General features: G+C 53.5%; 19 protein-coding genes, 1 tRNA gene and 1 riboswitch. Of the genes, 8 read left to right on the forward strand and 12 right to left on the reverse strand.

Translation table 11 applies throughout. The features are described 5' to 3' along the window. Positions 1-236: 236 nt before the first annotated feature. From D5085_08210 to D5085_08230, 5 genes are all read right to left on the reverse strand, one after another. Positions 237-312 (reverse strand) — tRNA-Thr (locus D5085_08210). A 7-nt stretch (positions 313-319) separates the two neighbouring features. Then, on the reverse strand, positions 320-931 hold the full coding sequence (locus tag D5085_08215; GenBank protein ID QEP43097.1) for an NAD(P)H:quinone oxidoreductase: 612 nt from the start codon (positions 929-931) through the stop codon (positions 320-322). 87 nt (positions 932-1,018) lie between these two features. Further along, entirely contained in the window at positions 1,019-1,693 is a 675-nt protein-coding gene (locus tag D5085_08220) for a methyltransferase domain-containing protein (protein QEP43098.1), read from the reverse strand. Next, positions 1,594-2,424, reverse strand: a complete 831-nt coding sequence (gene metF, locus D5085_08225; GenBank protein QEP43099.1) for a methylenetetrahydrofolate reductase [NAD(P)H] — start codon at positions 2,422-2,424, stop codon at positions 1,594-1,596. The genes D5085_08220 and metF overlap by 100 nt, the downstream gene beginning before the upstream one ends. Positions 2,425-2,494: 70 nt before the next feature. Beyond that, positions 2,495-3,928 carry an adenosylhomocysteinase gene (locus D5085_08230; GenBank protein QEP43100.1) on the reverse strand — a complete coding sequence of 478 codons (1,434 nt, stop codon included), beginning with the start codon at positions 3,926-3,928 and terminating at the stop codon, positions 2,495-2,497. Beyond that, positions 3,927-4,020, reverse strand: a riboswitch (S-adenosyl-L-homocysteine riboswitch). It overlaps the preceding gene by 2 nt. 174 nt (positions 4,021-4,194) lie before the next feature. On the opposite strand from D5085_08230, the gene D5085_08235 reads away from it, so the two are divergent. From D5085_08235 to D5085_08255, 5 genes are read left to right on the forward strand one after another with little or no spacing between them, the layout of a single operon-like run. Further along, positions 4,195-5,304, forward strand: coding sequence for a fructose-bisphosphate aldolase (locus D5085_08235; GenBank protein ID QEP43101.1), 1,110 nt, complete (start codon positions 4,195-4,197; stop codon positions 5,302-5,304). 48 nt (positions 5,305-5,352) lie between these two features. Further along, positions 5,353-5,937 carry an aminodeoxychorismate/anthranilate synthase component II gene (locus D5085_08240; protein QEP43102.1) on the forward strand — a complete coding sequence of 195 codons (585 nt, stop codon included), beginning with the start codon at positions 5,353-5,355 and terminating at the stop codon, positions 5,935-5,937. Between the two features lie 15 nt (positions 5,938-5,952). Beyond that, on the forward strand, positions 5,953-6,987 hold the full coding sequence (gene trpD / locus D5085_08245; protein ID QEP45103.1) for an anthranilate phosphoribosyltransferase: 1,035 nt from the start codon (positions 5,953-5,955) through the stop codon (positions 6,985-6,987). Beyond that, positions 6,984-7,775, forward strand: a complete 792-nt coding sequence (gene trpC, locus D5085_08250) for an indole-3-glycerol phosphate synthase TrpC (GenBank protein ID QEP43103.1) — start codon at positions 6,984-6,986, stop codon at positions 7,773-7,775. The genes trpD and trpC overlap by 4 nt, the downstream gene beginning before the upstream one ends. Further along, positions 7,772-8,587: an inositol monophosphatase gene (locus D5085_08255; GenBank protein QEP43104.1), complete on the forward strand. Its 816-nt coding sequence runs from the start codon at positions 7,772-7,774 to the stop codon at positions 8,585-8,587. The genes trpC and D5085_08255 overlap by 4 nt, the downstream gene beginning before the upstream one ends. On the opposite strand, the gene D5085_08260 is transcribed toward D5085_08255, so the two are convergent. Both D5085_08260 and D5085_08265 read right to left on the reverse strand, forming a co-directional pair. Further along, positions 8,556-10,412 (reverse strand): methyl-accepting chemotaxis protein, encoded by a 1,857-nt coding sequence (locus D5085_08260; GenBank protein ID QEP43105.1) that lies wholly within the window; start codon positions 10,410-10,412, stop codon positions 8,556-8,558. The genes D5085_08255 and D5085_08260 overlap by 32 nt on opposite strands. Positions 10,413-10,427: 15 nt before the next feature. Next, complete coding sequence (locus tag D5085_08265) at positions 10,428-10,859, reverse strand: rhodanese-like domain-containing protein (protein QEP43106.1); 432 nt, start codon at positions 10,857-10,859, stop codon at positions 10,428-10,430. A 308-nt stretch (positions 10,860-11,167) separates the two neighbouring features. On the opposite strand from D5085_08265, the gene D5085_08270 reads away from it, so the two are divergent. Continuing rightward, positions 11,168-11,716 (forward strand): inorganic diphosphatase, encoded by a 549-nt coding sequence (locus tag D5085_08270; GenBank protein QEP43107.1) that lies wholly within the window; start codon positions 11,168-11,170, stop codon positions 11,714-11,716. 6 nt (positions 11,717-11,722) lie between these two features. Here D5085_08270 and D5085_08275 read toward each other — a convergent pair whose 3' ends face one another. The 5 genes from D5085_08275 to D5085_08295 all read right to left on the reverse strand — a co-directional run bounded on the left by D5085_08275 (position 11,723) and on the right by D5085_08295 (position 18,196). Beyond that, positions 11,723-14,884, reverse strand: a complete 3,162-nt coding sequence (locus D5085_08275; protein ID QEP43108.1) for a response regulator — start codon at positions 14,882-14,884, stop codon at positions 11,723-11,725. Then, positions 14,881-15,984 (reverse strand): 5-(carboxyamino)imidazole ribonucleotide synthase, encoded by a 1,104-nt coding sequence (locus D5085_08280; protein QEP43109.1) that lies wholly within the window; start codon positions 15,982-15,984, stop codon positions 14,881-14,883. The genes D5085_08275 and D5085_08280 overlap by 4 nt, the downstream gene beginning before the upstream one ends. Before the next feature lie 3 nt (positions 15,985-15,987). Next, the gene (purE, locus tag D5085_08285) at positions 15,988-16,476 is read right to left on the reverse strand and encodes a 5-(carboxyamino)imidazole ribonucleotide mutase (GenBank protein QEP43110.1); all 489 of its coding nucleotides are present in this window, start codon (positions 16,474-16,476) and stop codon (positions 15,988-15,990) included. Positions 16,477-16,525: 49 nt separating this feature from the next. Next, on the reverse strand, positions 16,526-17,833 hold the full coding sequence (gene hflX / locus D5085_08290) for a GTPase HflX (GenBank protein ID QEP43111.1): 1,308 nt from the start codon (positions 17,831-17,833) through the stop codon (positions 16,526-16,528). An 87-nt stretch (positions 17,834-17,920) separates the two neighbouring features. Beyond that, the gene (locus D5085_08295; protein ID QEP43112.1) at positions 17,921-18,196 is read right to left on the reverse strand and encodes an RNA chaperone Hfq; all 276 of its coding nucleotides are present in this window, start codon (positions 18,194-18,196) and stop codon (positions 17,921-17,923) included. A 318-nt stretch (positions 18,197-18,514) separates the two neighbouring features. Here D5085_08295 and D5085_08300 point away from each other — a divergent pair, with 318 nt between their 5' ends. Both D5085_08300 and rpmG read left to right on the forward strand, forming a co-directional pair. Then, positions 18,515-18,751: a 50S ribosomal protein L28 gene (locus tag D5085_08300; GenBank protein ID QEP43113.1), complete on the forward strand. Its 237-nt coding sequence runs from the start codon at positions 18,515-18,517 to the stop codon at positions 18,749-18,751. A gap of 29 nt (positions 18,752-18,780) precedes the next feature. After that, positions 18,781-18,936 (forward strand): 50S ribosomal protein L33, encoded by a 156-nt coding sequence (gene rpmG, locus D5085_08305; GenBank protein ID QEP43114.1) that lies wholly within the window; start codon positions 18,781-18,783, stop codon positions 18,934-18,936. The last annotated feature ends 7 nt before the right edge of the window (positions 18,937-18,943 follow it).

An 18,943-nucleotide genomic window follows, 5' to 3' on the forward strand; every position in this document is an offset into this window, starting at 1 on the left:
TACGGAATTCAACAACCATAACCGGGGCGATGGCTGATCGAGCAAACTAATGGAAAAATTTTTTAATACCAAAGGATCGATGAGCTGTAGCGTTTTGCCTACAAATGGCAACATAATCGAGCACTATGCTGATACCGGTCGCGGAGAGAGTTGCCTAGTGGTCGGCTTCTCTAACAGGGGTAAACCGATACACACTGGTTACTTGCTCGGTTTGCAACGCTTTAGGATGGGGGTAATTGAGCCACCTGCCAGATTCGAACTGGCGACCCGCTGCTTACGAAGCAGACGCTCTACCGACTGAGCTAAGGTGGCTGAGCGGCTATGATAACACTTTTTTTCCCGTTTGTAGTTGTAAAGCGATGGTGGCTAGATGGCGTCCTTGGGCGAGCGCTAGCTCATGTTCGATAGTATCGAGGGGGCGGTCGTTGCGCGGGCCATTGAAGTGGCTGACGCCGTAAGGGGTGCCACCACCGCTGGTATTGAGCAGTCCATGTTCACGATAGGGTAGGCCGCAGTAGATCATTCCGTGGTGAAGCAGCGGCAGCGCCATGGTTAATAGGGTGCTCTCCTGCCCTCCGTGGAGGCTGGAGCTGCTGGTAAAGCAGCCGGCCGGTTTGCCGATGAGATCGCCCGATAGCCAGAGAGCGCTGGTCGAATCGATAAAATATTTCATCGCTGCGGCCATGTTGCCAAAACGGGTTGGGGAGCCAAGGAGTAATCCGTCACACTGGCGTAGCTCCTCTATTGTGGCATAGGGGGCACCCCTATCGGGAATAGCAGGGGCAGTCGCTTCGCAAGTGGCAGAGATGGGGGGCACTGAGCGTAACTGCGCTTGGCAGCCATCGACCGACTCTACCCCTCTGGCAATGAGCCGTGCTAGTTCTGCGGTGGTACCGCCGCGACTGAAGTAGATGACCAAAATTTGACACATCGGTGGCTCTCCTTGTATTAAATGTATTAAATGTATTAAATGGTTAGCAGAGACTGATCATAACGCATGTAGTGGGGGTCGTCGTGGCTACCCCTGTTTTTGTAGCAGCAGCCAGTGGGGAGGAGGGCGTCGGGTCGCTTCGGGTTTAAGTGAGTATCGCTGTGTGAGTGACGCTGTGCACTGTAGCCAGTTAACTACCGCTCGCGCCTCTAGTTCCCCCTCTCTATGACCGCGATAGAGCATAATGGATAGATATCCTTCCGGTTTTAAAAGTTGCAGACTCTGCTCTAATGCCGCTAGGGTCGTGTTCGCCTCAGTGGTATAGCGCCTCTCTGATCTAGGACGGTAGCCGAGATTAAACATAATCAGCGCAACTCGACCGAGCATCTCTGCGCTTAGTACGGCAACCATATCGGCATGAGTGTGGCAAAAGAGCGTCACCCGATGGAGCGGCTGCCGAGCTAACTGCTGTTGTAGCGCTGTAATGGCGCTGTTATCAACATCGAAACCAACTACCTGCCCTTGAGTACCGCACTGTTGTGCTAGAAAGAGGGTATCGTGGCCATTACCTACTGTCGCATCAATGACAGTGGCGTCGGGCGATAGCAGCGGCGCTAACTGCTGCTGCGCCAGCGCTGTTAGAGGTAGATAGGCGATTGGAGCTAACTCTGAAGGTGACGGTGGATATATTCCGTCGGGCCAACCTGATTCATCGTATAAAAATGGAGTCCCGGCGCTCCTAGCTCCAGTAGCTGCTGACAGAGCTGGAGGGTGAAATCGAGCCCAAACTGGCGTAGTGAGCTAAGATCATCGCCGTAACTCTCCAGTTTCAGTCGCAGCCAGCGCGGAATTTCAGCCCCACATATAGCCGAAAATCGGGCTAGCTGCTTAATATTGGTGACCGGCATGATGCCAGGATAGATCGGAACGGTAATGCCGCGTTGGTGGCAGCTATCGAGAAAGTGGCGATAGGCATCGACATTGTAGAAGTACTGGGTAATCGCTGAGTCGGCACCGGCTGCGACCTTTTGGGCAAAATAGTCTAAATCGGCCTCGGCACTAACCGCCTGCGGGTGAAACTCGGGGTAGGCGGCGACCTCAATCGTAAAGTGTTGACCATGCCGTTGGCGAATAAACTCTACCAGTTCGTTCGCATGGTTTAGCTCGCCAGTGTCGCGCATGCCTGAGGGCATATCGCCACGAAGGGCGACGATGCGGGTCACGCCCATCTCAACATAGCGCTGTAGTAGTTTGGCGATATCGTCACGGCTGGCACCGATACAGGAGAGGTGGGGGGCGGTATCGAGACCGGCTGCGAGCATCTCGCTAACCGTCTCTATCGTACCGTGTTGGGTACTGCCACCGGCTCCGAAGGTGACCGATACATAGGCTGGCTTAAGCTGCTGTAGCTGCTGGCGAGTCTGCTGTAGTGTCTGTTTGGCTTCAGCGCTCTTTGGGGGGAAAAATTCAAAACTAAATTGGGGTTGAGTCATGGCTCACTCCGTAACAGAGCTCCCCGCTATCAAAATAGGTAGCTTGATAGCGGGGAGAGGCGATTAAAAATTAGTAGCGATAGTGGTTCGGTTTATAGGGGCCGTCTGGGCTGACGCCAATATAGTCGGCCTGATAGTCGCTCAGTCGAGTCAAATTGGCACCAATTTTTTGCAGGTGGAGCCGCGCTACCTCCTCATCCAGATGTTTTGGCAGAGTATAGACCTGATTTTGGTACTCATCCCCTTTAGTCCACAGTTCGATCTGGGCCAGTGTCTGGTTAGTAAACGAGTTAGACATCACAAAACTGGGGTGGCCGGTGGCGCAGCCTAGGTTAACCAGTCGCCCTTTAGCTAGCAGAATAATACGCTTACCATCGGCAAAGATAACATGATCGACCTGCGGCTTAATCTCATCCCACTGGCACTTCTCCTCTAAAGAGGCGACATCAATCTCATTATCGAAGTGGCCGATGTTACAGACAATCGCTTGATCTTTCATCTGCGCTATATGGTCGTAACGGATAACATGGAAGTTGCCGGTGGCGGTGACGAAGATATCGCCTTGAGAGCAGGCATCCTCCATTGTGACCACCCGATACCCCTCCATCGCCGCCTGTAGGGCACAAATGGGGTCGATTTCGGTGACCCAGACGGTAGCGCCGAGACCACGCAGCGACTGGGCGCACCCTTTACCGACATCGCCATAGCCGAGCACGACGGCAATTTTGCCGGCAATCATCACATCGGTCGCCCGCTTAATGCCATCGACTAGCGACTCACGGCAGCCGTAGAGGTTATCGAATTTCGATTTGGTGACCGAATCGTTCACATTAATCGCCGGAAACGGTAGCTCACCCTTGTCGGCCATCTGATAGAGACGGTGAACGCCAGTCGTTGTCTCTTCGGTGACGCCGCGAATATTCTTCAAAATAGTGGAGTACCAGTTCGGTTGCTCGCTCAGACGCTGCTTAATTGCCGCATAGAGTACTCGCTCCTCCTCAGAGGTGGGGTGATCGAGCACCGAACTATCCTGCTCCGCTTTCGCGCCGAGGTTGATAAGCAGCGTGGCATCGCCGCCATCGTCCAGAATCATATTGGGGGTACCGCCATCGGCCCACTCCATAATCTTATGGGTATAGGCCCAGTACTCCTCCAGCGTCTCCCCCTTATAGGCGAAGACCGGAATGGCCTGTGCAGCAATCGCAGCGGCAGCGTGATCTTGGGTTGAGTAGATATTACAAGAGGCCCAGCGCACTTCGGCCCCTAACGCAACTAAGGTCTCAATCAAGACCGCCGTTTGGATCGTCATGTGGAGCGAGCCGGCGATTCGTGCCCCCTTGAGCGGTTGGCTTTGGCGATATTTTTCGCGCGTCTGCACCAGACCGGGCATTTCGGTTTCAGCAATGGCGATCTCTTTGCGCCCCCAGTCGGCCAGCTCGATATTGGCAACATAGTAGTCGTTAGCACTCATTAGCACTCTCCTGATTTTTAAGATACTGTTCATTTAGCGAGCGCCGTTGAGGGTTAAATTTGAGTTGTACCCTGAGCCTGACAGGAGAGTGAAATTGGCAACCTGCTGCAGCGCCCCTCAGGGACAAAAATAGAGAGGCCATAGCAAATAGCACCATGGCCGGAAAAATAATTTAGGGTATTCCGGTAGCAGATGCAACCCGATTTGGAAATGAATTTGCCACTTTTGCCCAAAAAGTGTCGCAACCGTGGGGGGGATTGCTAAAATAGTGCCACTATGCAGCGAAAGAGGGGAGAGTGATGCCACTGGTTAATGCACGCGATATGTTACAACACGCCTACTATAACGGCTACGCCATCGGGGCGTTTGCTTTGGTGAATACCGACTTTTTAAGCGCTATTTTGCGTGCCGCAGAGCGGTGTCGAGCACCGGTGATACTTCGTCTGGCCGAGTCCCACTTTGATTACTTCGAGTTTCAGCCACTCATGGCGGCTGTCGAGGCGGCGGCAGAGCGGGCGTCGGTGCCGGTAGCGATCCACTTTGATCGTGGCACCTCGCTCGATGCGGCGATAGCGTCGATTCATTGCGGCTGCAATAGCGTGATGGTTGACACTTCACAGCTACCGTTTGCCGATAACTGCCGCTTGACTAAACAGGTCGTTGATATGGCGCACGCCTGCGGGATTGCGGTAGAGGGGGAGTTAGGCCGGATCGGTGATATTAGCGTGAGCGAAGCGACAGCCTACCTACAGCAGAGCGGTATCGACTCGTTAGCGATTTCGATTGGCACGGCACAGGCGCTCGATTTTGAGCGGCTGGAGGCGCTTAATCAAGCGCTGGAGATACCGCTGGTGATTGAGAGCCATCGCGGCTTAAGGGAGGATCAGTGTCGGCAGTTAATCGCTAATGGTGTGGCAAAAATTAACGACTATACCGCCCTCTCCGATGTCGCTGGAGCCGCCATTAGAGCCCAATGTAGCAGCGTGGACTCTTTAGGCTACACCCCTCTAACCTCAGGGGTAGTGGCGGCGATAGCCGCTGAGGTAGAGCGCTCTATTCGGCTCTGGGGAGGGACGGGGCAGGCTGAGGCGGTACTAGCCCAGAGTGAGGCATGGCTGCCGGTAGAGCATCTGATTATCTTTAATGTCAATGAGTTGGAAGATAGCGAGGCTGAGGCGATGATGCGAAAGGGAAAAGCTATTTTAGAGAAGATTCCCGGGGTAAGAGAGGTTGTGGTGGGAACTGCGGTGAAGTTAGATGCGACATATCGCTATACTTGGGTTGTCCGTTTCTGTCATCAGGCCGTTATCGATAGCTATCGTGACCATCCTGACCATTTAGCGTTTGCTAATAGCGACTTTAGACCGGTCGCCGCTGATCGAATCTCTATCGATTTTCAGGCGGTTTAGGTCAACACTCTCAGCTAGGAACTAATCAATTAATAGGACAATGGCGCGATGCTACTGATGATAGATAACTACGACTCCTTTACCTACAACTTAGTACAATACTTTGGCGAGTTAGGGGTTGAGGTAAAGGTGGTGCGCAACGATGCGATCTCCATCGCGGAGATTGAGCAGTTGCAACCGGCACAGCTTGTCATTTCGCCAGGGCCTTGTACCCCGACAGAGGCGGGAATATCAATCGAAGCGATTCGCTACTTTGGCGGTAAAATCCCGCTCCTAGGGGTCTGCTTAGGCCACCAAGCGATTGGCGAGGCGTTTGGTGGTCGCATCGTCCATGCAACAACGATTATGCACGGTAAAACTTCACCTATCTACCACCATCACTGCGGTGTGTTTACTCAACTGCCACAAGGCTTTGAGGCGACCCGCTACCACTCGTTGGTGATTGAACAGCAGTCACTGCCCGAGGTACTAGAGGTGACCGCTTGGACCGAAAATAGCGACGGCTCAAGGGAGGAGATTATGGGGGTGCGCCATAGAGAGCTGCCGCTTGAGGGGGTACAGTTTCACCCCGAATCGATTTTGACCGAGCATGGTCATCAACTACTGCGCAATTTTTTGGATAACTACGCTTAAGGAGTCTGCATGAGTATCGATATGGTAACGGCTATTCGCCGGATGGTGGATAGAAGCGCGTTAAGTCGCGCCGAGATGGAGCAGGTCATGGCGCTGATTATGACCGGGGAGGCGACACCGGCCCAAATTGGCGGCTTTTTAATCGGCTTGCGTCAAAAGGGGGAGACGGTCGATGAGATTACCGCTGCCGCCGCCGTCATGCGCAGACTAGCGACCGTCGTGACGGTGAGGGGTGATCGTGACCATCTCATTGATACCTGTGGCACTGGCGGTGATGCCTCAGGCAGCTTTAATATCTCTACCACGGTCGCACTGGTGGTGGCCGCCGCCGGTGGCCGGGTCGCTAAGCACGGTAATCGTTCGATCTCCTCCCGCTCTGGTAGCGCCGATCTACTCGAAGCGGCGGGGGTGCAGCTAGCCCTAACGCCAGAGCAGGTTGGCCAATGTATCGACGAGGTGGGGGTCGGTTTTATGTTTGCGCCGGCTCACCATGGTGCGATGAAGCACGCCATCGGCCCCCGTAAGGAGATGGGAGTGAGGACGATATTTAACCTACTCGGGCCGCTAACCAATCCTGCTGGAGCGCCGAATCAGCTACTAGGGGTCTTTGATGCGATTTGGGTGGAGCCGATAGCAGAGGTGCTGCAGCAGTTAGGTAGCCGTCACGTGATGGTGGTTCATGCCGAAGATGGCCTAGATGAGATAAGTATTGCCGCAGCGACAAAGGTGGCGGAGCTGAAACAGGGCCAGATTAGTACCTATTGCATCACCCCAGAGCAGTTTGGTCTGCAGCGCTCTTCCCTAGCCTCGATTCAGGTCGATGGGGTCGAGGAGTCGCTAGCGATGGTGCAGTCGGTACTTAACGGGGAGTTAGGCCCAGCCCGCGATATTGTGTTGTTAAATGCAGCGGCCGCGCTCTATCTCTCCAATCTAGCGGTCGATATGGCCGCCGGTGTGGCCAAGGCCGCTAGGGTGCTCGATAGCGGTGCGGCGGCCAATCGATTGCGGCAGTTGGCCGACTTGACCCAAAAGCTAGCTAACGCCTCATGAGTAGCGACATTTTGCAACGAATTTTGGCGAGAAAAGAGGAGGAGAATCGCCAGCGCAAACAGCACTCTCCCCAGTCGCTGCTTGAGGGTAGGTTAGCGAGCGCCTCAGCGCCAAGGGGGTTTATTCGGGCGTTACAGCAGCGCATCGCCGGTGGTGAGGCTGCTGTTATCGCCGAAGTGAAAAAGGCGAGCCCTAGTAAAGGGGTGATTCGCCCCGACTTTAATCCAGCCCAGATTGCGCAGAGCTATCAACAAGGAGGGGCGAGCTGCCTGTCGGTATTGACCGATAGCGACTTCTTTCAGGGCTCAACCGAAGCGCTCCAGCAGGCGCGAGCCGCGTGTGAGCTACCGGTTCTGCGCAAGGAGTTTATTATCGATCCCTATCAGCTCTACGAAGCGAGGGCGATGGGGGCCGATGCGGTGCTGCTAATTGTGGCGGCATTAGAGCAGTCTCAGCTACGCGATCTAGCTGCTTTGGCGACGGAGTTAGAGCTCGATATCTTAACGGAGGTACATAATCGGCAGGAGCTAGAGCGGCTGCTAGCGCTCGATTTAACGCTAGTGGGTATTAATAACCGCAATTTGCGCACCTTTAAGACCTCATTGCAGACCACTTTAGAGCTATTAGAGAGAGTGCCCGCTGATAGGTTGGTGGTGACCGAAAGCGGAATCCATACTGCTGCCGATGTTGCTCTAATGCGACAGCATGGGGTCAATGCTTTTTTGGTGGGAGAGGCGTTTATGCGGGCCTCGGAGCCGGGTGAGAAGTTGGCGGAGCTATTTGCATGATAGAGCCGATAGAGCTGCTATCGCCGCTAATTGAGGCGGTTAAGGCGGTGGCAAAGCAGCACGGTTTAGAGCATGTAAGCGCGATTAAGGCGGAGCAGAAGCGGGATGGCTCGGTGGTCACGGCGGTCGATCTGGCCCTACAACAGCAGTTGTTACAGCAGCTACAGCAGCTCACTCCCGATATTGCCGTACTGGCCGAGGAGATGGTACCAGAGCTGCAGCAGCGGCTGTTGGCGACACACGACTATCTTTGGGTGGTCGATCCACTCGATGGCACCACCAATTTTGCCGCCGGATTGCCTTGGTTTGCCATATCGGTCGCGCTACTCTATCAACAGCAGCCGTTATTAGGGGTGATCTATGATCCGCTTAGAGAGGAGTGTTTTAGCGCTATCGCTAACGGCGGGGCGTGGTTAAATCGAGAGCCGATAGCGCCGTTGCGGCTCCCTACGCAGCTAGCGGAGGCGATCGGCCTTATCGATTTTAAGCGGCTATTGCCCTCGTTGCGCTGGCGACTTAGCGATAGGCCGCCCTATACTTCGCAGCGCAGTTTTGGTTCCGGTGCCCTCGACTGGTGCTGGATAGCGACGGGCCGCTGTCATCTCTACCTGCATGGGCGGCAGAGTTTGTGGGATTACGCTGCAGGATGGCTCATCTTGCAGCAGGCCGGTGGGGAGAGTTTGACGCTGGAGGGAGAGCGGCTCTTTGCGCAAGGCTTAGAGAGGTGCTCAGTGGTTGCCGCGAGTAGTTCGGCGCTATTTGAGCTGTGGTATGGCTGGGTTACAGCACCATCCGCTCGACTAGATCATTAAGACGCTCTACAATTTGATTTATCTGCTGTGAAGTTTGCAGCACATGCTGTGCTTTGTCGATGGCCTCCTCTGTGGTGGCATTAACACCGACAATTTCGTGATAGGTGCGGAGGCTAATCTGCTCCTCCTCTTCGGCCGATTGGCTGATATTGGCATTCATCTGTCGAATTTGACCGATAGCGGTGGCGATCTCCTGCATCGAATCGATGATCGTCGAAGCCTCCTTAACCAATCCATCGCTATAGGTCACATTGGTGCGCATGGTGCGGGTGGAGTCGTCGAGCTTCTGCTGTAAAATTTGCGCCATCTGCTCAATTTGAGCCGTTGCCTCTTGAGTGCGTCCCGAGAGGGTACGAACCTCATCGGCAACCACAGCAAAGCCGCGACCCTGTTCACCGGCGCGGGCAGCCTCAATCGCAGCATTCAGGGCTAATAGATTGGTCTGTTCTGCTATGGCTTTAATATCGTTAAGAATATGGACAATACTCTCGCTCTCGCTCTTGAGGCCGTTAATCACCTCGACCGAATCGTTGACATGGCTAGAGAGGGTATGAATGTGGGCGATAGTCCGTTCAATGGTCGTGACACCCTTTTTGGTATTGGTTTCGGCGATCTCTGCGGCACGACACGCCTCATTAGCGTGATCAAGTACTCGTGAACTCTGTGCTGATATCTGGTTAACTGCACTGGTAATCGACTCAATTCGCTGCTTTTGCAGCCGGTTGTCGCTTAGGCTAGCCTCGGCATTATCGGTCAGCTCCCGATCAGATCGGGAGAGGCTCTGGATGGTTAGGTTCAGATCATCAATTAATTGGCGCAGATAGGTGACCATCTTTGCCGCAGCTAGCTCTAGCTGGCCAATCTCATCGCGGTGGCGGGGTTGGATGTCGATTCTTAAGTCGCCGTCAGCGATATGGGTAAGCTGTTGGGAGATATAGCGTAGCGGCCTAAAGAGGCGAGGGGTGTACCAGAGCAGAATGGCGATAGCGAGGATCAAAATGGTACCGCCGCCGATGAGGGCTAACTGATTCGCTCGCCTCTGGCTCTCGATACTGTCACTAAAATCGGCACCGATGAGCAGCTCTGCGACAGCTCTCTGTTCGATATCGGTTAGGGTATGGCGACTGACTGCCCAGTAGCGATTATCGTAACTTATCTGTTCAAAGGTGCGTTCTGGGCTAAAAGCGGCAAACAGACGCGGATTAAGTTCTGCATCGGTGGTATAGAGGGGCCTCCCCTGACGCTGGATTAGCGCGTGTGAGTCGGCCTCTGTGGTGAAGTGTTGTAGGGTGGTGCGAAGATTTTTCAACAGCAGCGCACCGCCTAGCAGTTGACCACGCTGGGTGATCGGGAGGGCGACCATAACCATTAACTCACCTGTTTCATCGAGGCCGATGGCGTGCAGATTTTTACCTTCGGTCAACACCTGATTGACCAGCCGGTTGCGGCTTTGGCCGGTGTAGTTATCGGCGGCTGACACTAAAATCTCACCTTGGGCGTTAAAGATTCGCAGGTTATGGAGCATATCCTGTGCGGCCATAGAGGCGTAAGCGGGCTCAATTTCGGCGCTAATGGCCTCAAGATCGACCGCCTTTAGTCCCCGTTTCAACTGACTGTTGCGGGTCAGCTTTTTAGTTTCGAGATCGAGTTGGCTATAGTCGTGCCTAAGAAAGTTGCGCCAGAGGAGATCGCGGCCATAGGTGACCGCCTCTTCAAAGCGCTTTTCGCTCTGCTTTTGGGCGCTCATTCCGGCCCAAATCAGCGTAGCGGCGACCGCTAGTGTCACCACTAGGGTGAGCAGAACGATCTTTAGTCGTAGTGGCATCGGCTGTGTGGCTGCTTATTCGACAGGGTGTCCCGCCTCTTTCCAACTAGGAAAGCCCTCACGGTAGTAGTACACCTCTTGGTAGCCCCACTGTAGTGCCTTTTCGATCGCCACCGCAGCGCGGGTGCACTTAGGCCCTTGGCAGTAGATGATTAACGGGTCACTAGGAGCGACCTCAGCTGCTAAATTCTCTTTCGTGAAGTCGGTTTTTAGATCGAGCAGCACCGCATCGGGAATGCGGCCTTTATCGAAGGCCATCTGACTGCGGACATCGATAAATATCACTCCCTCATTAAAGAGCTCTTTGGCTTTGGTGGTATTGATGGTGGTGGCACCATTCACATGTTCCGGCGAGGCGTTGACTAGGTAGTCATCTGCCGCCTGTAGCGAAGCTGCGCAGCAGAGCAGCAGCAGGGCGAGTAGTTGATGGTAGGGTTTTATAGGCATGACAATCTCTCCTTTACATTTTGGTGACAGCGAATCTTATCAAGATTGCAATGGGGTCTCCAGTAAAAAATGATTTAAGTTGGTGATTTCTATATTAAAAGGTATTGATATTTTAATTTGGTGTGTTTTTTGCTTTACACTCCTGTTCGTTACTCCACCATGGCTTTTAAGAGAGCATCTTTGGTATCGGAATAAAACTGGACGGTCGGTGCTAAATCGGCGCTAAAAAAGGTTGGCTCTTAGCGATAGTCACGCTAGGATGAGCGGCCATTATCCCCCGTATTACCAATTGAAGAGGTTTGCATTTTATGAATATTGAGCGAGTTACCGCAGGCAGCAACATCCCTAACCAGATGAATGTCATTATTGAGATACCGGCGCACTCCGATCCGGTGAAGTATGAACTCGATAAGGAGACTGGGGCAATGTTTGTTGACCGATTTATGACCAGTGCCATGCACTACCCCTGCAACTATGGTTATGTGCCCAATACCCTCTCTTCGGATGGCGATCCGGTCGATGTGTTGGTGATAACTAGCTATCCGTTAATTCCTGGCTCGGTGATTGAGTGTCGTCCAGTTGGGGTGTTAAAGATGACTGATGAGTCGGGAGATGACGCCAAAATTTTGGCTGTCCCTATCGATAAGCTCTCCCCGCTCTATCGGGAAGTGCAGGATTTTCGTGATTTGCCGCGAATGGTGCTGGATCAGATAGCGCACTTTTTTGAACACTATAAAGATTTAGATGAGGGCAAATGGGTACGAGTCGGTGGCTGGGGCGGTGTCGATGAGGCGAAAGCGGAGATTATGAGTAGTCTGGAGATGTATCAGCAGGCACCAGAGAAGCCCCATTTCTGAGGCTTGTCACGCCATCTCATCCCGCCGCTGCTGTAGCTGCTGCATAAATTGCGTAAATTCGCTCTGAAGCTGAGGCCAATATGAGATGGCCTCGTCAAGCTGCTCTAGTCTAGCGGCGTTCTCCATCGCCTTCGCGGTGTGGCTAAGAGCTAGGGCAGAGAGGTTAGAGGTGGAGCCTTTCAGCTTGTGTGCACTCTTTTGAATTGCGGATAACTCTCGGCTCGCTACCGCAGCGGCAATCGTCTGTAGCTGTTTTGGGCCATCTTCAATAAAGGCATCGGCTACCCGTAAAAAGAGCCCCTGATTGTTCATTAGCCGCTCATAGGCGCTCTCAAAGTCGAAGATAGCGTGGTTATTCTCGTGATCGCTTGCATGGCAGGTGGCGGGGCTCTCTGTCTCAGAAGCGGGGCAGGGCGCGGGTTGCTTAGGTAGCCACTGGTGTAGTTTTTGCGCTAACAGCTTGGCGTCAACGGGTTTGCTAATGTAGTCGTTCATCCCCTGCTGTAGGCAGCGCTCTCTATCCCCTTTCATCGCATTGGCGGTGACAGCAATAATCGGGATATCGTGGTCGGGTAGTGTCGATGCGGGATCGCGAATCGTTCGGGTTGTCTCTAACCCATCCATATTGGGCATCTGAATATCCATTAAGATTAAGGCATATCTCTGTTGGCGTAACTTCTCTAGTGCCTGAAGACCATCTTCCGCTAGATCATTATCGGTATAGCCTAGTCGCTCCAGAATCGCTTGGATGACGATTTGATTGGTTGGATTATCTTCCACAATCAGAATCGGCGGCGAAGCACTCTCCGCTGCCTCTAGCAGCAGAGCGGCGTGCTGCTCTTTAAGTTGGTGACGAGTGATTAGCGGATAGATCGGAGTGGGGCTGCGGCTGAGTCGCTCTAGCGCCTGTTGTAGTTCGGCGGGGGTGACCGGATGGCTTAAATAGGCCGCAAAGCCGGCTTGTTGGCTCGATAGTGCTTGACCGCGATGAGGATCGGCATCGAACAGCACTAGCGGCAGTTCGAGCTCGGGGGTGTCACGAATGACCCTACCGAGAGTGGCGGCATCAATATCGATAATACGGCTATCGATAATGGCGGCATCAAATGGGTGCGGCTCCTCTCTGAGCCGTTGCAGCAGATCGAGGCCATACTGTAGCGGTTCGACCTGCCAACCGTGGGCCTGTAGCTGCTGTTGCCACTGTAGAGCACCCTGTAGCGGGTGGTGAACGAGAAGGAGGCGCCGATGTGGCTCGGTAGCCGGTTCGGCTTGCGGCAGAGGCTCTTTTGCGGTCAATAGTGTGAGATAAACATCGAAACTGGAGCCCCGCCCCTCTTCGCTGCTGACACCCATTTTACCCTGCATCAGTTCTGTTAACCGTTTGGAGATCGCCAATCCTAACCCCGTCCCCCCGTGCTGACGGGTGGAGCTGCTATCGAGCTGCTGAAAATTTTGAAAGAGTAGCGGCAACTTATCTGCGGCGATACCGATGCCGCTATCTTTAACGCTAATTTTGAGCTCCACCCTCTCCTTGGGTGCCGCTAGGAGTTGTCGCTGTTGGGAGAGTTTGATGGTGACATAGCCTTGCTGGGTAAATTTAATCGCATTACCGGCTAGGTTGAGCAGAATTTGGCGCAGCCGGCCCGGATCGCCATGGAGCCACTCTGGTATAGCAGGATCGATCGAAATAATTAGGTTGAGCCCCTTTTGACGAGCGCTCTGTTGTAGTAGCTGGTGCAGATCATCGAGTAGGTGGTGAATATTGAAGTCGATCGTGTTGAGCTCCATCTTGCCTGCCTCAATTTTGGAGAAGTCGAGAATATCGTTAATCAGTTGCAGTAGTGCTTTACCACTGGTGGCGATGGTCTGGGCATACCGCTGCTGCTGCTTATTGAGTGGTGTCTGTAGCAACAGATCTACCATCCCGATAACGCCATTCATGGGGGTACGAATTTCGTGGCTCATATTGGCTAAAAAGGCCGATTTGGCTGAATTGGCGGCGATCGCCTCCTGTCTGGCCTGCTCTATCGCGAGCTGTCCCTCTTTTTGATCGGTAATCTCGACATGGGTGCCGGTCATTCGTAACGGTCTGCCCTCTGGGCTCCACTCAACCACTTTCCCCCTATCTTGTACCCAGACCCAGTGGCCATCGCGGTGGCGCATACGCACCTCGCAGGCGTAGAGTTCGCTCTCGCCCTGAATATGTTTTTCGATCAGTTCACTGGAGTGGTGTAGATCGTCAGGGTGGGTATTGTCGAGCCAAGTCTGTAAGGAGAGCGGCTGGAGCTCCTCCAAGGTATAGCCGATGATCTCTGCCCAGCGCTGGTTAAATACGACTCGGTTATCGCTCATATTCCAGTCCCATAGACCGGCGTCGGTACCGGCAAGCACCAGCTCTAGCCGCTCCCGCTCCTGTTGCAGTGAGTGCGCTAGTCTCTTAGTGGCGGTAATATCTTGCACCGAGCCGACGGAACGAATCGGTTTGCCGTTTGCATCGTAGTGGTGCTGTCCATGCTCTAGCACATATTTAACCCGCCCATCGGTCATGAGTAGCCGATGCTCAAGAGAGTAGGTGCGCTGCTCCTGTAGCGATTGCCGGTAGGTGGTGTCGAGTAGTTCGCGATCTTCGGGATGAACGACGCTCAGGAGCTGGGTGTAGGAGGGGGGCTGCTCTTTAGGTAGCTCAAAAATAGCATAGACCTGTGAAGACCAGACCAGTCGCTCATTCTCAAACCAGAGCTCCCATGAGCCGAGGTTAGCCATCGCTTGAGCTTCGCTAAGCTGGTTAGTCGCGGCTCGCTGCTGCTCTAACATCTTATTGACAATCGTACCGAGCTGGACGAACTGGTCAAATTTTAACTGTCGGGTATCGATCTGTCGCTCTTGCTGCTCTGCTTGGGTAAAAATCGCGATAAAGTGGGCAAGCTCCTGACTAATCTCGCCGATCATGGCGCTGGATATCTGGCGCAGCAATAGAATTAACAGGGGGATCGGTAGTAGCCACGGAATTAGTTGCAGAAGTTGTAAATAGTGCTCATCAAGGGCGGTTAGATAGTATTCGAGATAGCTATCTAGGGTGAATAGCGCTAGCCAGATAGCGATAATGATCAGTAGGATTCGTCTTATGCCTCGATTGATGTGGCGTGCAAGATCGACCGGTGAGTTCATGTCACCTCCTCGGATGAGTGGCTGTCAATCTGGTGCTGTAGCTGCTGTAGCTGCTGTTCGAGCAGGGTGCGACTATGGCTACAGAGTGTGGCGTGGCCGACCTTGCGTCCAGGGCGGGACTGTTTACCGTAGTCGTGCAGATGTAGATCGGGTAGCTGTAGTAGCTGTCGATGTGGCGGGATTTGGCCAATAAAGTTGACCATAGCGGCGTGACACTGGGTGGCCGTTGCACCGAGAGGTAGGTGGGTGATGGCTCGTAGATGATTTTCAAACTGGCTAGTTGGGGTGGCCTCTATCGTCCAGTGGCCTGAGTTGTGCACCCTAGGGGCGAACTCATTGGCTAACAGTCTGCCTTGGGACTCAAATAGTTCTAGCGCTAGCGTGCCGGTATAGTTCAACGCTTGCAGCAGCGAGGTGGCACATTTGGCCGCCTGCTCAGACATTGCATCATCAGGGCGAGCGAAGGCGCGATGCAGGATGCCGTGGTGGTGCTCATTTTCGCTTAATGGGTAGGTGATGAGGCTGCCGTGACGATCTCGTACAGCAATAATCGATAGCTCTCTATCGAAAGGGATAGCGGCCTCCACTAAGGCGGGGACTCCCCGTAGCTGCTCCCAAGCCGGTTGCAGATCGTCACTACGATTGATGCGAACCTGGCCTTTGCCGTCGTACCCTTGGGTGCGGGTCTTCAAAATGGCCGGATAGCCGACGCTATCTAGCGCCTGCTGTAGCTCTTTTAAAGTGTTAATCGCCACGAAAGGTGCGGTAGCGATGCCGAGGTGGCGAAAGAGCTCTTTTTCGTGTAGTCGATCTTGGGCGACAGCTAGGGCGGCAGGGGGGGGATAGACCGGTAGCTGTTTAGCAAGGTAGTTGAGGCTAGCTGTCGGGATGCTCTCAAACTCATAGGTGATGAGATCGCACAGCTTGGCTAGCTGCTGTAACCCTTTTGGATCATCATAGGCTGTACAGAGGTGGCGGCCGAGTGGGGCGGCACAGGCCTCTTGTGAGGGATCGAGAAAGGTGAAGCTGAGTCCTAGAGGATAACCAGCTAGCGCTAGCATTCGCGCTAGCTGTCCGCCGCCTATAATGCCGATATGCATCGGTTAACTCCGGGGATCGGGTTGGCTAAGTACTGTTTCGGTCTGCCGCTGCCTAAACTTTTGGTAGGCTTGACCAATGGGATTGTGGTGGGTACCGAGTATCGCTGCGGCTAATAGGGCGGCATTAACGGCACCACTGCGGCCGATGGCGAGGGTGCCGACGGGGACTCCGGCTGGCATCTGGGCGATAGAGAGCAGGGAGTCGATACCGTTTAACGCCTTGGATTCGACCGGAACCCCTAACACCGGTAGCTCGGTTTTGGCTGCGACCATGCCGGGCAGATGGGCTGCACCACCGGCACCGGCAATAATAATCTCTAATCCTCGCTGTTGCGCCGAAGCGGCATATTGAAACAGTTTGTCAGGCGTTCTGTGAGCCGATACAACCTCGGTTTCATAGCTAATACCGAGCTGTTCGAGCGTTTCGATGCAGTGACGCATCGTCTCCCAGTCCGATTTGGAACCCATAATGACCCCCACTAATGGTTTCAAGCATCTACTCCTTATCCGGCAGTAAAAACTGGCAATTCTAGCCTAATTTCTAGCTGTCAGGTAGGTTTTGAGTGCTCGCTTGGGCCAATAGCGGGCTAAATTGGGGCTCTTTTTGGAGTCGGCGCAGTGCCTGAAGCGAGATCTCCGCCTCAATTTGTAGCCTGCCATCGTCAAGTGTCTTTTCATGCAGCACTTCGGCAACACTGAATAGGCGTGAGCGTAGTCTGCCGGCAGAGGGCGGCAGCGTGAGCGAAATTCGTTGGCAGGCAGGGATAAAGCGTTCACTGATACGGCTTAGCAGCAGATCGATCCCGGCGCCACTATGGGCGGAGAGATAGAGCCGTTCTAGCCCGTTAGCGGTAACGATGAGCCGCGCCTGCTCCTGCGCTAGCGTATCGATTTTGTTGTAGATCTCCATCTGCGGCACCTGTTCGGCACCGATGTCTGCTAAGACTCGATTGACCTGATCAATTTTAGCTGCGCGTTCCGGATCTGAGGCATCGATCACATGCAGCAGTAGATCGGCTTCGCGGGTTTCGGTTAAGGTGGAGCGAAACGATTCGACCAGATCGTGGGGTAGGTGGCGGATAAAACCGACCGTATCGGCTAGAATCATCGCCTCTTGGCTCGGCAGTTCGACTCGTCGTAGGGTCGGATCGAGGGTGGCAAAGAGCTGATCGGCGGCATAGACCACCTGCTGTTGGCAGAGGCGGTTAAATAGGGTCGATTTGCCAGCGTTGGTGTAACCGACCAGAGTGACGGTCGGTAGCTGGGCATCGCTGCGCCCTTGGCGATTCTGCTGTCGCTGCTGTCGCACCCTCTCTAATCGCCTATTGAGCTGCTTAATGCGTAAGCCTAACAGGCGACGATCGGTCTCTAGTTGGGTCTCCCCGGGGCCACGCAGGCCGATCCCCCCTTTTTGCCGCTCTAGGTGGCTCCAGCCCCGTACTAAACGGGTCGAGAGGTGGGTTAACTGCGCGAGTTCGACCTGTAGTTTGCCCTCATGGGTTCGGGCGCGTTGGGCAAAGATATCGAGTATCAGTCCGGTTCTATCGAGCACGCGACACTCTATCAGCGCCTCCAGATTCCGCTCTTGGGCGGGGCTAATGGCGTGGTTAACGAGGACTAGCTCTATCCGATTGGCTGCGACTAACTGCTTAACCTCGTCGGCTTTGCCACTGCCGATAAAATATTTAGCATCGGGGGTTCGGCGTGCGCTAGTTACCGTGATTAAAGGGTCAGCGCCAGCGGAGAGGGTAAGATCCCGAAACTCGTCCAGATCTTCTCGCTCGCTCTCCTGCTGTAGATTGAGATGGATAAGTAGAGCTCGCTCGCCCGAGCGTGGGCGTTCAAACATCGAGGTAGAGGGGCGGGTACAGCCGTGTGCTGTACCCGTACTCTGTTAGGGGGAGGGGGGGGAGAATGGTGGTAACCTTGAGATTGGTTAAATGGTATTACCTGGTTCGGGCATCAATTCGACGCCCTCTTCGGCTAGATTGTCGTTTAGAGTGAGTTTGACATTGCGTGCAGGCACGACGGTGGAGATGGCGTGCTTATAGACCATTTGGCTGACTGTATTTTTTAACAGCACCACAAACTGGTCAAATGACTCAATTTGCCCCTGTAGTTTAATGCCGTTAACCAGATAGATGGAGACCGGTACCCGCTCTCTGCGTAACGCGTTTAAAAAAGGATCTTGAAGCGCTTGCCCTTTACTCATTGTCTTTTAACCTCAGTTGTTGTTGTGGCGACACCAAAACAGTGTCCAGAAAAGTATAAATTCAATTTTATTGGTAATAAAAATAAAATATTACCCGATTCTAATATAGCCAGTGGGAATTTTCTAGCCATCCCGACTAAAATTTTCACTCTTTTGCAACGCGTTATAGTGGGAGCGTACGGGCTAAATCTAAAGGGGGGGGAGGGCATCAATGGCCCTATCGGCCATTTTGGCTTGCGTTGCTGGCTCTTTTTTGCTATAAAGCACGGCTCTTTTGCAACGCCATCGGCTGAATCAACTATATCGGGAGTAAATTCAATGTCCAAGGTCTGCCAAGTGACCGGCAAACGCCCCATTACCGGAAACAATGTGTCACACGCACACAATAAAACTAAGCGCCGCTTTCTGCCCAATCTGCATACTCACCGCTTTTGGGTCGAGAGTGAAAAGCGCTGGGTTAAGCTGAAGCTCTCTGCTAAAGGGATGCGGATTATCGACAAAAAGGGTATCGAAACAGTTCTGGCCGATATGCGTGGCCGGGGCATTAAGGTTTAGTTTTCAAGATTTAATTAAGGGAGAGCACCATGCGCGATAAAATTCGTCTTATCTCATCAGCCGGTACCGGCCATTTTTACACCACGACTAAAAACAAGCGCAATATGCCGGAGAAGATGCAGATCAAAAAGTTTGATCCGGTAGTTCGCAAGCATGTCATCTATAAAGAGGGCAAAATTAAGTAGCCATTCA

The sequence above is a fragment of the Ectothiorhodospiraceae bacterium BW-2 genome, assembly GCA_008375315.1.
Classification (GTDB): Bacteria; Pseudomonadota; Gammaproteobacteria; order Thiohalomonadales; family Thiohalomonadaceae; genus BW-2.